Origin of the sequence: Streptococcus sp. 20925_1_22, assembly GCF_041431685.1 — a bacterium.
Lineage (GTDB): Bacteria > Bacillota > Bacilli > Lactobacillales > Streptococcaceae > Streptococcus.
In genome coordinates this window covers 61,624-75,653 of record NZ_JAPVYE010000009.1, presented here as the reverse complement: position 1 = coordinate 75,653, position 14,030 = coordinate 61,624, and the positions used below count along the sequence as shown (strand labels likewise).

Here is a 14,030-nt window from a genome sequence, read left to right as displayed (position 1 = left end):
GGGTTGCGCTCGTTGCGGGACTTAACCCAACATCTCACGACACGAGCTGACGACAACCATGCACCACCTGTCACCTCTGTCCCGAAGGAAAACTCTATCTCTAGAGCGGTCAGAGGGATGTCAAGACCTGGTAAGGTTCTTCGCGTTGCTTCGAATTAAACCACATGCTCCACCGCTTGTGCGGGCCCCCGTCAATTCCTTTGAGTTTCAACCTTGCGGTCGTACTCCCCAGGCGGAGTGCTTAATGCGTTAGCTGCGGCACTAAGCCCCGGAAAGGGCCTAACACCTAGCACTCATCGTTTACGGCGTGGACTACCAGGGTATCTAATCCTGTTTGCTCCCCACGCTTTCGAGCCTCAGCGTCAGTTACAGACCAGAGAGCCGCTTTCGCCACCGGTGTTCCTCCATATATCTACGCATTTCACCGCTACACATGGAATTCCACTCTCCCCTTCTGCACTCAAGTTAAACAGTTTCCAAAGCATACTATGGTTAAGCCACAGCCTTTAACTTCAGACTTATCTAACCGCCTGCGCTCGCTTTACGCCCAATAAATCCGGACAACGCTCGGGACCTACGTATTACCGCGGCTGCTGGCACGTAGTTAGCCGTCCCTTTCTGGTAAGATACCGTCACAGTGTGAACTTTCCACTCTCACACCCGTTCTTCTCTTACAACAGAGCTTTACGATCCGAAAACCTTCTTCACTCACGCGGCGTTGCTCGGTCAGGGTTCCCCCCATTGCCGAAGATTCCCTACTGCTGCCTCCCGTAGGAGTCTGGGCCGTGTCTCAGTCCCAGTGTGGCCGATCACCCTCTCAGGTCGGCTATGTATCGTCGCCTTGGTGAGCCGTTACCTCACCAACTAGCTAATACAACGCAGGTCCATCTGGTAGTGATGCAATTGCATCTTTCAATTAATTATCATGCGATAAGCAATTTCATGCGGTATTAGCTATCGTTTCCAATAGTTATCCCCCGCTACCAGGCAGGTTACCTACGCGTTACTCACCCGTTCGCAACTCATCCAAGAAGAGCAAGCTCCTCTCTTCAGCGTTCTACTTGCATGTATTAGGCACGCCGCCAGCGTTCGTCCTGAGCCAGGATCAAACTCTCATTAAAAAGTTTGAGTTCGCACTCATTACTGTCCACTGACAGATTTATTTTCGTTTTTTTGACAGGTTACATATCTCTATGTCACCCTGCACTTGGTTCGTCTTGTTCAGTTTTCAAAGGGCTTTGTCTTTCGCGACAACTATATTAGTATATCACCCAACCACACCTCCTGTCAATACCTTTTTCTAATTTTTTTTTGTTTTTTTTGAAGTTTTTTTATTCATTAAAGTCTTTCCATCTATTAGAGTGTAGGAAGATATACTTCCTCCCCTAGTTGTCGGGCTAATAAACCAGCTCTTGCCAGCTGAAGCAAAGTCTTTGTGAATTCATAAATATGCTCTATTTCACTTGCGGTCAACTCTTTTTTGGAAAACTTTCTTCTTAAAGCTTTGTAATCTCGACCTTCCTCTTGAAAGAAGGAAGCGTCTTGTAAATAGGCTTTTACATTCTCCAAATTTTCTAAAATACCAAGATGAAAAGCAGCAGAAGAAAAGGTTCTAGCAAAAGGCTGAGTGCAGACGCTCCGAAACTCTACTGTCCCCCGTGTCGTCAAATCTTGATACTGATAACTTCTATGATTCTTGAAGTCTGCTTCCCTTGGAGTCAAATTTGCTTTTTCACCTGAAAGGCTATAAGCTTCAATAGTTTTCTGGCTCAAGTATTCATTAGCAGCTATCGGATAGAAATAGTAGGATTGACCATTTCGTTCAGCAGTGAAAAGCGCTGATTTACTAAGATATGCAAAAAATTCATCTTCTGTTTGAAAATCTTTCGAATTAACGCCTGCATTTTCCTGTAAAATGCCATGCATCGATTGCTCCCAAAAAATATCCCGAGCTATTTTTGTATCCCAAGAAGAATCTGAAAACTCTGAATTGGCAAAGAGGTATGCTTTAGCAGCTTCAATTTGATTGAAGACATTGATGACGCTTAAATAATTTTCTCTTGAGACATCCAGCTGAACTTGACTCCCACAAATAAAAGCACCATATTCTGGATAATTGTGCAAACCTTCCATGTTCCTTCCCATAGCTAAATACTGCATCAGCATTTCATATCTTGGATATTTAACTGGACTATTATCATTTTCAGCCCAGAAAGGATGAATACCTTCTCCTTGAATTTCATGGTTTTCTTCGCGCAGAATTGGCTGAATAATGTCTAGATAGTTCTTAAAACGCTCTTCAACTTCTTGAATTCTACTAGCCTTGGCAAAAGCGAATTCCAAAGTATTGTAAGAAACCTCAAAAAGAATTCTGTCTTCATTTTTAGTAGATTTTAGTTGGATGGGATTCCCGTCTCTATCAAATCGTTCTGCCTCAAAATCATACTCTTCCAACAGTCGTTTCAAGAGATTTTTAGCAACATTTGTATCAGTCGCCCCGCCCTGGCTATTGACAATAGGAAATTCTAACTCAATGCCAATGTATACAGTTGGATTTTCTTTAATATTCTTTAAATAGCGTTCTTTTAAAATTTGGATTGAATCAATCATTTCCATTTCCTATAAATTTTTGATAGTGTTAGAGTATTATAACAAAATTTCAGGTATTTTCCTAGCTTCATGCAAAAACGCCTGCTTACGAAATTGTTTTTGTCTTAAAAGCAATTTCGTAAACAAGCGTCTACCTATTATCAACTATATGATGAGTGTTCCCGCTAGGACAAAATCCTAGCGGTAGACCAGAGCTAGACTAAGAATAGAGCCTCTATTCCATCATCATAACACTCAATAAAGATTGATGATCTTATACTAATTCGATGATTGCCATTGGCGCAGCATCTCCGCGGCGCGGTTCAGTTTTCAGGATACGAGTATATCCACCGTTGCGCTCTGCATAGCGTGGTGCAATTTCAGAGAACAATTTTTGAAGAGCAGTAGTTGTAGTATACTTCTCTGTTGCTTCATCATAGTTTTCTGATGCGATTTCATTGCGTACAAAAGCTGCTGCTTGACGACGAGCGTGCAAGTCTCCACGTTTGCCCAATGTAATCATTTTTTCAACTGTTTTACGGATTTCTTTAGCACGAGCTTCAGTTGTCACGATTGATTCGTTGATCAGCAAATCAGTAGTCAAATCGCGAAGCATTGCTTTACGTTGTGAGCTAGTGCGTCCTAGTTTACGGTAAGCCATGTATTCCTCCTTTATTTATCGTTTTTTAACCCCAGACCGAGATCAGCAAGTTTAACTTTTACTTCTTCCAGACTCTTGCGTCCCAAGTTACGAACTTTCATCATTTCTGGCTCAGATTTTTCTGTCAAATCAAATACAGTATTGATACCTGCACGTTTCAAACAGTTGTATGAGCGAACTGACAAATCTAATTCTTCGATGGTCCGTTCCAAAATGCGGTCATCAGAAGTCTTTTCTGCTTCCTTCATAACGTCCGCAGCGATAGCTACTTCTGTCAGGTTAGTGAAGAGATTCAAATGTTCCGTAAGGATGCGGGCTGAAAGTCCCAAAGCATCTTCTGGAATAATTGTTCCATTCGTTAAAATTTCAAGGGTTAGTTTGTCAAAACCATCGTTGCTACCAACACGAGCTGGCTCAACCTGGTAATTAACTTTTGTCACTGGCGTATAGATAGAATCCACCGCAAGTGTTCCAACTGGTGCATCATCTTTCTTATTTTCATCTGCAGGCACATAACCACGACCGCTGTTGACAGTCATCGTTGCCTTAAAGCTTGCGCCTTCTCCGATTGTAAAGAGATAATGATCAGGGTTTATAATTTCAACGTCACTGTCTGTCAAAATGTCTCCGGCAGTCACTTCTGCTGGTCCTTCAACATCCAGTTCAATAATCTTTTCGTCTTGGACGTAAGATTTTACAGCAATCCCTTTGACGTTCAGAATAATTTGCATCACGTCTTCACGGACACCGGAAATTGTATCAAACTCGTGCAAAACACCTTCAATATTAATTGAGGTAACAGCAGCACCTGGAAGTGAAGCCAAAAGCACACGGCGAAGAGAATTTCCTAGTGTTGTACCATAACCACGCTCAAGCGGCTCTACTACAAACTTGCCATAATCTTTATTTTCATCAATTTTTGTTATATTTGGTTTTTCAAACTCAATCATTTGCTATACTCCCTCTTAAACGAAAAGCAGTGTAACGGTTGGTGATTATACACGGCGACGTTTTGGAGGACGAGCACCATTGTGTGGTACAGGAGTCACATCACGAATAGCTGTTACTTCAAGACCAGCGGCAGCAAGAGCACGAATAGCAGACTCACGACCAGAACCTGGACCTTTTACAGTAACTTCAACTGATTTCAGACCGTGTTCCTGTGCAGATTTAGCAGCTGCTTCAGATGCCATTTGGGCAGCAAATGGTGTAGATTTACGAGAACCTTTAAATCCAAGAGCTCCAGCAGATGACCAAGCAATCGCGTTACCATGCACATCAGTAATCATAACAATAGTGTTATTAAATGTAGCGTGAATATGAGCAATACCGGATTCGATATTTTTCTTCACACGACGTTTACGTGTTGGTTTAGCCAAGACTTTTTACCTCCTTATATTATTTTTTCTTACCTGCAATCGCAACAGCTTTACCTTTACGAGTACGGGCATTATTTTTAGTGTTTTGTCCACGGACAGGAAGTCCACGACGGTGACGGATTCCACGGTATGAACCGATTTCCATCAAACGCTTGATGTTCAAGTTTACTTCACGACGAAGGTCACCTTCAACTTTAATCGCATCTACTTCACGACGGATAGCGTCTTCTTGTTCGATTGTAAGATCTTTTACACGGATGTCTTCTGAAACTCCAGCAGCTGCCAAGATTTTCTTAGAAGTTGGAAGTCCGATACCGTACACATAAGTCAGTGAAACGACTACACGTTTGTCATTTGGAATGTCAACTCCAGCAATACGAGCCATTTTTTCTCCTTTCTATCTTATCCTTGACGTTGTTTGTGTTTTGGATTTGCTGGGCAAATTACCATAACACGACCATTACGACGAATGACTTTGCAGTATTCGCAAATTGGTTTGACCGATGGTCTTACTTTCATTTTTTCCCTCCAAGTTTTTCGATTATTTAAAGCGGTATGTGATCCGTCCACGTGTCAAATCATAAGGACTCATTTCTACAGTCACACGGTCTCCCGCTAAAATACGAATATAGTTTTTACGAATTTTACCAGAAACTGTTGCTAAAATCTGATGTCCATTTTCAAGTTCAACCGTAAACATTGCATTAGGCATTGTATCAACTACCTTGCCTTCAACCTCAATCACATCGTCTTTTGCCACGCAAAAGTACCTCCATAAATTTCGATTTGATCCCTCTGAGCACAGAGGTAACAATTATAAGTCAGACTAATTCATTGTATCACTACTTGTCAAATATTGCAAGCAGGAAAAACGCTTTTATTTCAAATTTGTCAAGACTTTTTCGATAGCTGAGAAGACATCATTAATATCTTGATTTCCTTGAATATCATGGACCAGACCTTTGCTGCGATAGTGATTAATGATTGGCTGACCTTGTGCAATATTGACATCCAAACGACGTTTAACTGTCTCAGGCTTGTCATCTTCGCGCTGGTAATAATCCTCTTCCTTGTAGTCTGCTGGCGGATTGAAGACCTTGTGGAAGGTTTCGCCTGTTTCACGATGGATAATCCGGCCGCTCAAACGCTCCAATAGGCTGTTAGGATCCACTTCGATATTGATAACTCCGTCCAAAACTAAATCAAGCTCTGCTAGCGTTTGATCCAAGGCATGTGCTTGCTCAATCGTGCGTGGATAGCCATCCAAGAGGAAGCCTGTTTGCTTAATATCGTCCTGACTCAAGCGCTCTTTGACAATGCCGTTTGTCACTTGGTCTGGCACCAACTCGCCCTTGTCAATATAGGACTTGGCTAAGACCCCCATCTCTGTTTGGTTAGCAATCGCTGCACGGAACATATCTCCAGTTGAAATATGCGCAACATTAAAATGCTCAACGATTTTAGCAGCTTGAGTTCCTTTACCAGCACCTGGTAAGCCCATAATCAAAAGATTCATGATTGGTCTCCTTTTTTGTTTTTAAAGCAATCTATTAAACCGATTAATAAACTCGTTTAAAAACAAAATAGAAGGGGGTGAGTCTACTCTGTCCCCTTTTATTTTGTTTATTTTCGGTTCAAGAAAGGTTATCTGAACTAGCTTCTCATTAGACAAGCAATTCAAAAGTTCCCTTACTCTGATGTATCCATAAAGCCGACATACTTTCTCTTCAGCAGATAACCTTCTAGCTGTTTCATTCCCTCAATACCAGTTGAGATGATGATCAAGAGACTGGTTCCTCCAAGAGCAACGGCATCTGTCAATCCAAATACATCTTTAGCTACAATAGGCAGAATGGAAATGACACCTAGGAAGAGAGCGCCAACTGTTGCCAAACGGCGCAGCAGTTTAGACATGTAGTCTTCTGTTCCTTTACCAGGACGAACACCTGGGATGTAAGCTCCGCTCTTTTGCAGATTCTCTGCTGTCTTCTCTGGATTAATCTGTACAAAAGTATAGAAGAATGTAAAGAGGACAATCAGGAAGGCGTACATGAACATACCACTAATGGTCGTTGTTGCCAAAAGTGACTGAGCTGTCTTAATCCAATCTGCATCATAACCCATGGCACTGGCAACTTGGAAAATCGCTGCCGGTGCAGCTGTAATAGAGCTAGCGAAGATTACAGGAATAACTCCAGCTGGATTGACTTTCAGTGGCAGATAGGAGCTAGAAGGTGCACCCTTAGCTACTTTCGTATACTGAATTGGAATTTTATATTCAGCCTGCTGTACAAAGGTTGTAAAGTAAATGATAAGCAGGACTGCCACAATCAGAATCCCTACAAAAATGAAGGATGAAGTCAAACGCTCACTAGGGATATTGACAAAGTAATCTTCATAGATACCTTTAATCATATCAGGGATAGCGGAAACGATACCGGCAAAGATAATCATGGATACACCGTTACCGTAACCCTTATCTGTGATTTGTTCGCCCAGCCAGGTCACAATCATAGAACCCGTTGCTAGAAGAACACAAATCAAAGCGTAGGTCTGCACATTAGGATTGGCAACCAGATTAGCTCTTGAGAGAGTATCGAAACCAGCGGTAATCCCAATCGCCTGCACAAAGGCCAAAACTAGGGCAATATAACGAGTCGCTTGATTCAGCTTCCTACGTCCTACTTCCCCTTGCTTGCCCCACTCTACAAACTTCGGAAGCAAGTCCATTTGCAGCAGCTGAACAACGATCGAAGCTGTGATGTAAGGGCTGACTCCAAGTGCAAAGACAGAGAAGTTGCGCATGGCGTTACCAGAGACCAAACTCAGCATATTCAGGAATGGCAAATCATTCAAATTGCTTAAGGCTTTGGCATTAATCCCTGGAACCGTTATGGTTGTACCGATACGGAAAACTAAGATGATAAAAATCGTGAACAGAATCTTAGAACGTACCTGTTTGATTTTAAATGCGTCTTTTAATAGTTTGAAAAACATAGGTCACCTCGCTTAGATGACTTCCACTGAACCACCTTTAGCAGTGATAGCTTCTTCAGCTGATTTAGAGAATTTAGCTGCCTTAACAGTCAATTTCTTTGTCAATTCTCCGTTACCAAGAATCTTGATACCTGATTTTTCAGCTTTTACAATACCTGCTTCGATGAGAACAACTGGTGTTACTTCAGCGCCATCTTCAAAGGCGTTCAGTTGGTCAAGGTTAACAATTGCATATTCTTTGCGGTTGATGTTCAGGAATCCACGTTTTGGAAGACGACGGAATAATGGAGTTTGTCCACCTTCAAAACCAAGGCGAACGCCGCCACCGCTACGAGCTTTTTGACCTTTTTGACCACGGCCAGATGTTTTACCGTTACCAGATGATGTACCACGACCAACACGGTTGCGGACTTTACGAGAACCTGCAGCAGGATGTAATTCATGAAGTTTCATTATATTATTTCTCCTCTTTTGTAAAATGCTAGCGCTCATATAGGAGAAAAGGTGTCTCCTATATAAACTCGCCTATACATATATTTAGTTTTAGGGGCTGAGAAAATCCCATCCCCTAACGTATTTTAATTTAAAGTTGTTAAACTAGCAAAGCTTATTTAACTTCTTCAACAGTTACCAAGTGTGATACTGCAGTAATCATACCGCGTACTGCTGGATTATCTTCTTTGATAACTGAGCTGTTCAATTTGCCAAGTCCAAGTGCTACAACAGTTTTACGTTGTGACGGGATGCGTCCGATTGGAGACTTAGTCAAAGTAATTTTAATTTGAGCCATGTTATCCCCTTTCTTATGCCAAGTCAGAAACTGAAATACCACGAAGGGCAGCAACTTCTTCAGCGCGTTTTAATTGTTTCAAACCTTCAACAGTTGCGCGAACGATGTTGATTGGAGTGTTAGAGCCAAGAGATTTAGATGTAACATCTGCTACACCTGCCAATTCGATGACGGCACGAACCGCACCACCAGCAGCAACTCCAGAACCCTCAACAGCTGGCTTAAGCAATACTTTAGCTCCGCCAAATTCTGAAAGAACTTCGTGAGGAATTGTTGTGCCAACCATTGGTACTTCAATCAAATTCTTCTTCGCATCTTCAACTGCTTTACGGATTGCTTCTGGTACTTCTTGAGCTTTACCAGTACCGAAGCCAACACGACCATTGCGATCACCAACAACTACAAGAGCTGCAAAGCGAAGACGACGTCCACCTTTAACAACTTTTGTAACACGGTTGATGGCAACTAAACGTTCTTCAAGTTCAACTGCGTTGTCTTTAAATGCCATTTTCTAGTGTCCTCCTCTTAGAATTTCAATCCGTTTTCACGAGCTGCATCAGCCAAAGCTTTTACACGTCCGTGATAGAGATATCCACCGCGGTCGAAGACGACTTCAGAAATACCTTTAGCAACTGCACGTTCAGCAACGAGCTTACCAACAACAACGGCTTGTTCTGTTTTAGTTCCTTTTGAAACTTCTTTGTCAAGAGTTGAAGCGCTTGCGAGCGTTACACCCGCTACGTCATCAATCACTTGAGCGTAGATGCCTGTATTAGAACGGAATACGTTCAAACGTGGGCGATCAGCAGTTCCAGAGAGTTTTCCGCGAACGCGACGGTGGCGTTTTTGGCGGATTTTATTTTTATCTGGTTTCGTAATCACAATTTTCACCTCTTAATTTTAATCTTGTGCTTATGCACAACCTTGGGAAACAGCTTGCTTGGCTGAAAAAATCAGCCAGACAAGATTATTTACCAGTTTTACCTTCTTTACGGCGAACGAATTCACCAACGTAGCGGATACCTTTACCTTTGTATGGCTCTGGAGCACGCAGACTACGTACGTAAGCTGCTGTTTGTCCAACTACTTCTTTTGAAATTCCGCTGATAACGATAGTCGTTGGGTTTGGAAGTTCAAAAGTGATGCCTTCTGGTGCTTCTACTTCGTCTGGATGAGATTTACCAACTGAAAGCACAAGCTTTTTGCCTTGAAGTTGAGCACGGTAACCAACCCCGCGCATTTCAAGTTCTCTCTTGAATCCTTCTGATACACCAACAACCATGTTGTTCAAAAGGGCACGAGTTGTTCCGTGGATTGTTTTCATTTCTTTTGAATCGTTTGGACGGTGAAGAGTTACTTCAGTTCCTTCCACACGGATTTCAATATCTTTTGAGAACTCACGAGTCAGTTCTCCTTTAGGTCCTTTTACAGTTACAACGTTGTCTTTGTTGCTGATTTCAACACCAGCAGGCAACACGATAACTTTATTACCAATACGTGACATGTATATATTCTCCTGTTAGATTGTCAGGCCGCAAGCGACCAGTTTTCACGGGGGGCATTTGGATTAGAGCAAGCCTAGTTTCTTTCGAAAAGCTTTGACAAATTCCTGATATTCTGTCAATACATCAATAGCAGCAGGACTATAACCAATTTCACATAAAAGAGATACAAGGTCATCTTTTGACAATTCAGCCAAAGCGTCTTCTGCAACAATAAGTTTTTCATTCAATTCAGCAGCTGTCATCTTTTTCTCCTTAACTAATTTACTCTCTGTTTAGCCGACCAGTAAATCAGCTAAATTGAACACGAGCTATGGTCTGTGTGAAAAAGACAAATCTTCTTAGAGTGTTAACACTCTTTGTCAGATTTCCTATTTTCACATTGCCCATGACGCTCTTTGTATCTTGATTTTACCAAACGTAAGCGATAACTTCCCCACCAACATTTTTTTGGCGAGCTTCTTTATCAGTCAGCAAGCCTTCAGATGTTGAAAGGATAGCAATTCCAAGTCCGTTCAGAACTTTTGGAAGATCTTCGCGCTTCTTGTAAACACGCAGACCTGGTTTTGAAATACGTTTCAAACCAGTGATAACTTTTTCACCATTTTGTCCGTATTTAAGGAATACACGGATGATGCCTTGTTTGTCATCTTCGATGATTTCAACGTTTTTTACAAAACCTTCACGCTTCAGGATTTCAGCAATCCCTTTTTTGATGTTTGATGCAGGCACTTCAAGCACTTCGTGGTTTGCTTGGTTAGCATTACGGATACGTGTCAGAAAGTCTGCAATTGGGTCAGTCATAACCATTTTATATTTCTCCTCTTACTAGTAGTTTGCAAGCTGCACTTGCTAGTTAATGATTGAGCTGGGCTCAGAATATGTTTCTAGGTTTCAATTCCTAAGTGAGTCTAGGCATCTGCTTGCAGGCATAACTTGAGTTAGGCAAAAGCAGATAACGACGAATCACGACGGGATTGGAAGCTAGAATTACCAAGATGCTTTGGTAACGCCAGGGATTTGTCCTTTGTATGCTAATTCACGGAAGCAAACACGGCAAAGTTTAAACTTGCGGTAAACGGAATGTGGACGGCCACATTTTTCACAACGAGTATAAGCTTGCGTAGAGAACTTAGCTGGGCGTTTGTTCTTAGCAATCATTGATTTTTTAGCCATTTGTTTTACCTCCTATATTATTTTGCAAAAGGCATTCCAAGGCCTGTAAGCAATTCGCGTGACTCTTCGTCAGTGTTAGCAGTTGTTACGATAACGATGTCAAGACCACGAGTCTTATCAACGTCATCAAAGTTGATTTCTGGGAAGATCAATTGTTCTTTCACACCAAGTGTGTAGTTTCCGCGTCCATCAAAAGATTTTGTTGGAACACCGTGGAAGTCACGAACACGTGGAAGAGAAACTGAAACCAATTTATCCAAGAATTCATACATACGTTCGCCACGAAGGGTTACTTTAGCACCGATCGCTACACCTTCACGAAGACGGAAGCCGGCGATTGATTTTTTAGCTTTAGTGATAAGTGGTTTTTGACCTGAGATAAGAGCCAATTCTTCAGCAGCTTTTTCAAGGTTTTTAGCGTTTGATACAGCGTCACCGACACCCATGTTCAAAACGATTTTATCCACTTTTGGCACAGCCATAACAGATGAGTAGTTGAACTTTTCAGTCAAAGCTGGAACTACTTCTTTAAGATATTTTTCTTTTAAACGATTTGCCATTATACTTCTCCTTTCCTTCGTGATTAGTCAAGCACTTCGCCTGATTTTTTATTGTAACGAACTTTTTTGCCGTCTACAAACTTGTAGCCAACACGTCCTGCAACACCATTTTTGTCAAGAACTTGAACGTTTGACACATGGATTGGTGCTTCTTTTTCCACGATAGCACCTTGAGGGTTTTCGTTATTTGGCTTTTGGTGTTTCTTAACGATGTTTACACCTTCAACAACAACTTTGTTTACTTTTGGAAGAGCTGTAACAACAAGTGCTTCAACACCCTTGTCTTTACCAGCAATTACGCGAACTTTGTCGCCTTTTTTTACAAACATTTATTTCTCCTCTTAATTCTTACGCCCATAGGGGCACCCTGACTTTTGCCAGGGGACTGTGTTTGTTAATTTTGATTAAAGTACTTCTGGAGCCAATGATACGATCTTCATGAAGCCGCCGTCACGCAATTCACGAGCAACTGGGCCGAAGATACGAGTTCCGCGAGGAGTTTTGTCTTCACGGATGATGACTGCAGCGTTTTCGTCAAATTTGATGTATGAACCATCTTTACGACGAGCACCTGATTTAGTACGAACGATAACAGCTTTTACAACGTCACCTTTCTTAACCGCACCACCAGGAGTAGCTTGTTTTACAGACGCAACGATTACATCACCGATGTTAGCGAACTTACGTCCTGAGCCACCAAGAACTTTGATTGTCAAGATTTCGCGAGCGCCGCTGTTGTCGGCAACTTTCAAACGAGTTTCTGTTTGAATCATTTAAGTTTTCTCCTTTCTGGTTTGATTAGATGATAACCGCTTCTTCAACGACTTCTACAAGACGGAAGCGTTTTGTAGCTGAAAGCGGACGAGTTTCCATGATACGAACGATATCGCCTTCTTTGGCAACATTGTTTTCGTCATGTGCTTTGTACTTCTTAGAGTAGTTAATACGTTTACCATAGACTGGGTGGTTACGTTTAGTTTCAACTACAACTGTGATTGTTTTGTCCATTTTGTCAGAAACAACGCGTCCGACAAGAACTTTACGATTATTGCGTTCCATTGAAATTCTCCTTCCCTAGTCTATTATTTAACTTCTGACTGAACAGTTTTGATACGAGCGATTTGTTTTTTCACTTCTTTCAAACGAGCTGTCTGCTCCAATTGGCCAGCAGCTGCTTGGAAACGAAGATCAAACAATTCTTTCTTCAATTCATTTTCACGCTTCGCGAGTTCTTCTTGAGAAAGACCACGAAGTTCTTTAACAAATTCTTTTACTTCATTAAGTTTCATGCCTTCTCCTTATTCTGCTTCACGTTTTACGAATTTACATTTAACTGGAAGTTTGTGGCTTGCAAGGCGAAGTGCTTCGCGAGCGATTTCTTCTGAAACACCAGCAACTTCAAACATTACTTTGCCACGCTTAACTGGTGCAACCCATCCTTCTGGAGCACCTTTACCAGATCCCATCCGTACACCGATAGCTTTTGCAGTGTATGATTTGTGTGGGAAGATTTTAATCCAAACTTTACCACCACGTTTCATGTAACGAGTCATAGCGATACGGGCAGCTTCGATTTGGCGGTTAGTGATCCAGTGGCTAGTAGTTGCTTGAAGACCGTATTCTCCAAATGCTACTTCTTTTCCGCCTTTAGCTTCACCGCGCATTTTTCCACGGAATTCGCGACGGTGTTTAACACGTTTAGGTACTAACATTGGTTATTTACCTCCTTTAGTGTTTTTACGAGCTGGAAGGACTTCTCCACGGTAGATCCAGACTTTAACACCCAGTTTACCGTAAGTAGTATCAGCTTCTTCCCAAGCGTAATCGATATCCGCACGAAGAGTGTGAAGCGGAACAGTTCCCTCAGAGTAACCTTCGCTGCGGGCAATATCTGCACCGTTCAAACGACCTGATACTTGAGTTTTGATTCCTTTAGCTCCTGCACGCATTGTACGTTGGATAGCTTGTTTTTGAGCACGACGGAAAGCAACACGCTGCTCAAGCTGGCGAGCAATTCCTTCACCAACCAGATGCGCATCCAAGTCAGGACGCTTGATTTCGATGATGTTGATGTGGACTTGTTTTCCAGTCAATTTGTTGAGTTTTGCACGGAGTGCATCAACGTTTGCTCCGCCTTTACCGATAACCATACCTGGCTTAGCAGTGTGAAGAGAAACGTTTACTTTGTTTACTGCGCGTTCAATTTCAATAGTTGAAATCGCTGCGTCAGCCAATTCTTTTTGAACGAATTTACGGATTGCAAGATCTTCATGAAGGTAATCCGCGTATTCTTTTTCAGCATACCATTTGGCATCCCAATCACGGATGATGCCGACACGCATACCAATTGGATGTACTTTTTGACCCACGATGTTA

At 42.0% G+C, this 14,030-nt stretch carries 24 protein-coding genes and 1 rRNA gene; all 25 read right to left on the bottom strand.

All coding sequences use genetic code 11. From position 1 onward, the window contains the following. Positions 1-1,121, bottom strand: a 16S ribosomal RNA gene (locus O3621_RS11030); the annotation flags it as partial. A gap of 235 nt (positions 1,122-1,356) precedes the next feature. Further along, positions 1,357-2,616, bottom strand: a complete 1,260-nt coding sequence (locus tag O3621_RS11025; protein WP_371514158.1) for a gamma-glutamylcysteine synthetase — start codon at positions 2,614-2,616, stop codon at positions 1,357-1,359. Positions 2,617-2,863: 247 nt separating this feature from the next. After that, on the bottom strand, positions 2,864-3,250 hold the full coding sequence (gene rplQ / locus O3621_RS11020; protein ID WP_002894521.1) for a 50S ribosomal protein L17: 387 nt from the start codon (positions 3,248-3,250) through the stop codon (positions 2,864-2,866). Positions 3,251-3,261: 11 nt separating this feature from the next. Beyond that, positions 3,262-4,200, bottom strand: coding sequence for a DNA-directed RNA polymerase subunit alpha (locus O3621_RS11015; protein WP_227969209.1), 939 nt, complete (start codon positions 4,198-4,200; stop codon positions 3,262-3,264). A 45-nt stretch (positions 4,201-4,245) separates the two neighbouring features. Beyond that, positions 4,246-4,629 (bottom strand): 30S ribosomal protein S11, encoded by a 384-nt coding sequence (gene rpsK / locus O3621_RS11010; protein WP_001118385.1) that lies wholly within the window; start codon positions 4,627-4,629, stop codon positions 4,246-4,248. 19 nt (positions 4,630-4,648) lie between these two features. After that, the gene (gene rpsM, locus O3621_RS11005) at positions 4,649-5,014 is read right to left on the bottom strand and encodes a 30S ribosomal protein S13 (RefSeq protein ID WP_002894516.1); all 366 of its coding nucleotides are present in this window, start codon (positions 5,012-5,014) and stop codon (positions 4,649-4,651) included. A gap of 17 nt (positions 5,015-5,031) precedes the next feature. Next, entirely contained in the window at positions 5,032-5,148 is a 117-nt protein-coding gene (gene rpmJ / locus O3621_RS11000) for a 50S ribosomal protein L36 (RefSeq protein ID WP_001808836.1), read from the bottom strand. Positions 5,149-5,170: 22 nt separating this feature from the next. After that, positions 5,171-5,389 (bottom strand): translation initiation factor IF-1, encoded by a 219-nt coding sequence (gene infA / locus O3621_RS10995; protein ID WP_001029883.1) that lies wholly within the window; start codon positions 5,387-5,389, stop codon positions 5,171-5,173. Positions 5,390-5,506: 117 nt separating this feature from the next. Beyond that, a complete protein-coding gene (locus O3621_RS10990) occupies positions 5,507-6,145 on the bottom strand; it encodes an adenylate kinase (protein WP_371514157.1) in 639 nt (212 codons plus the stop codon). Positions 6,146-6,318: 173 nt separating this feature from the next. After that, positions 6,319-7,626, bottom strand: coding sequence for a preprotein translocase subunit SecY (gene secY, locus O3621_RS10985; RefSeq protein WP_371514156.1), 1,308 nt, complete (start codon positions 7,624-7,626; stop codon positions 6,319-6,321). A gap of 12 nt (positions 7,627-7,638) precedes the next feature. Further along, on the bottom strand, positions 7,639-8,079 hold the full coding sequence (gene rplO / locus O3621_RS10980; RefSeq protein ID WP_268690530.1) for a 50S ribosomal protein L15: 441 nt from the start codon (positions 8,077-8,079) through the stop codon (positions 7,639-7,641). Between the two features lie 154 nt (positions 8,080-8,233). Beyond that, a complete protein-coding gene (rpmD, locus tag O3621_RS10975; RefSeq protein ID WP_002894509.1) occupies positions 8,234-8,416 on the bottom strand; it encodes a 50S ribosomal protein L30 in 183 nt (60 codons plus the stop codon). A 13-nt stretch (positions 8,417-8,429) separates the two neighbouring features. After that, a complete protein-coding gene (gene rpsE / locus O3621_RS10970; RefSeq protein WP_002894506.1) occupies positions 8,430-8,924 on the bottom strand; it encodes a 30S ribosomal protein S5 in 495 nt (164 codons plus the stop codon). Between the two features lie 17 nt (positions 8,925-8,941). After that, positions 8,942-9,298, bottom strand: coding sequence for a 50S ribosomal protein L18 (gene rplR, locus O3621_RS10965; protein WP_009659213.1), 357 nt, complete (start codon positions 9,296-9,298; stop codon positions 8,942-8,944). 85 nt (positions 9,299-9,383) lie between these two features. Beyond that, positions 9,384-9,920: a 50S ribosomal protein L6 gene (gene rplF, locus O3621_RS10960; protein ID WP_268689675.1), complete on the bottom strand. Its 537-nt coding sequence runs from the start codon at positions 9,918-9,920 to the stop codon at positions 9,384-9,386. A gap of 63 nt (positions 9,921-9,983) precedes the next feature. Beyond that, entirely contained in the window at positions 9,984-10,163 is a 180-nt protein-coding gene (locus O3621_RS10955; protein ID WP_061594912.1) for a hypothetical protein, read from the bottom strand. A 166-nt stretch (positions 10,164-10,329) separates the two neighbouring features. Next, entirely contained in the window at positions 10,330-10,728 is a 399-nt protein-coding gene (gene rpsH / locus O3621_RS10950) for a 30S ribosomal protein S8 (RefSeq protein ID WP_002894501.1), read from the bottom strand. Between the two features lie 180 nt (positions 10,729-10,908). Continuing rightward, a complete protein-coding gene (locus O3621_RS10945; RefSeq protein WP_001085697.1) occupies positions 10,909-11,094 on the bottom strand; it encodes a type Z 30S ribosomal protein S14 in 186 nt (61 codons plus the stop codon). A gap of 17 nt (positions 11,095-11,111) precedes the next feature. Continuing rightward, positions 11,112-11,654: a 50S ribosomal protein L5 gene (rplE, locus tag O3621_RS10940; protein WP_002894499.1), complete on the bottom strand. Its 543-nt coding sequence runs from the start codon at positions 11,652-11,654 to the stop codon at positions 11,112-11,114. 23 nt (positions 11,655-11,677) lie between these two features. Beyond that, entirely contained in the window at positions 11,678-11,983 is a 306-nt protein-coding gene (gene rplX, locus O3621_RS10935) for a 50S ribosomal protein L24 (protein ID WP_002894497.1), read from the bottom strand. A 75-nt stretch (positions 11,984-12,058) separates the two neighbouring features. Then, complete coding sequence (gene rplN, locus O3621_RS10930) at positions 12,059-12,427, bottom strand: 50S ribosomal protein L14 (RefSeq protein WP_002894494.1); 369 nt, start codon at positions 12,425-12,427, stop codon at positions 12,059-12,061. A 25-nt stretch (positions 12,428-12,452) separates the two neighbouring features. Further along, positions 12,453-12,713, bottom strand: coding sequence for a 30S ribosomal protein S17 (gene rpsQ / locus O3621_RS10925; protein ID WP_000440801.1), 261 nt, complete (start codon positions 12,711-12,713; stop codon positions 12,453-12,455). Positions 12,714-12,736: 23 nt separating this feature from the next. After that, positions 12,737-12,943: a 50S ribosomal protein L29 gene (gene rpmC, locus O3621_RS10920; RefSeq protein ID WP_002894488.1), complete on the bottom strand. Its 207-nt coding sequence runs from the start codon at positions 12,941-12,943 to the stop codon at positions 12,737-12,739. Positions 12,944-12,952: 9 nt separating this feature from the next. Then, the gene (rplP, locus tag O3621_RS10915; protein ID WP_000960948.1) at positions 12,953-13,366 is read right to left on the bottom strand and encodes a 50S ribosomal protein L16; all 414 of its coding nucleotides are present in this window, start codon (positions 13,364-13,366) and stop codon (positions 12,953-12,955) included. A 3-nt stretch (positions 13,367-13,369) separates the two neighbouring features. Further along, positions 13,370-14,023, bottom strand: a complete 654-nt coding sequence (gene rpsC / locus O3621_RS10910; RefSeq protein ID WP_002894486.1) for a 30S ribosomal protein S3 — start codon at positions 14,021-14,023, stop codon at positions 13,370-13,372. Between the last annotated feature and the right edge of the window lie 7 nt (positions 14,024-14,030).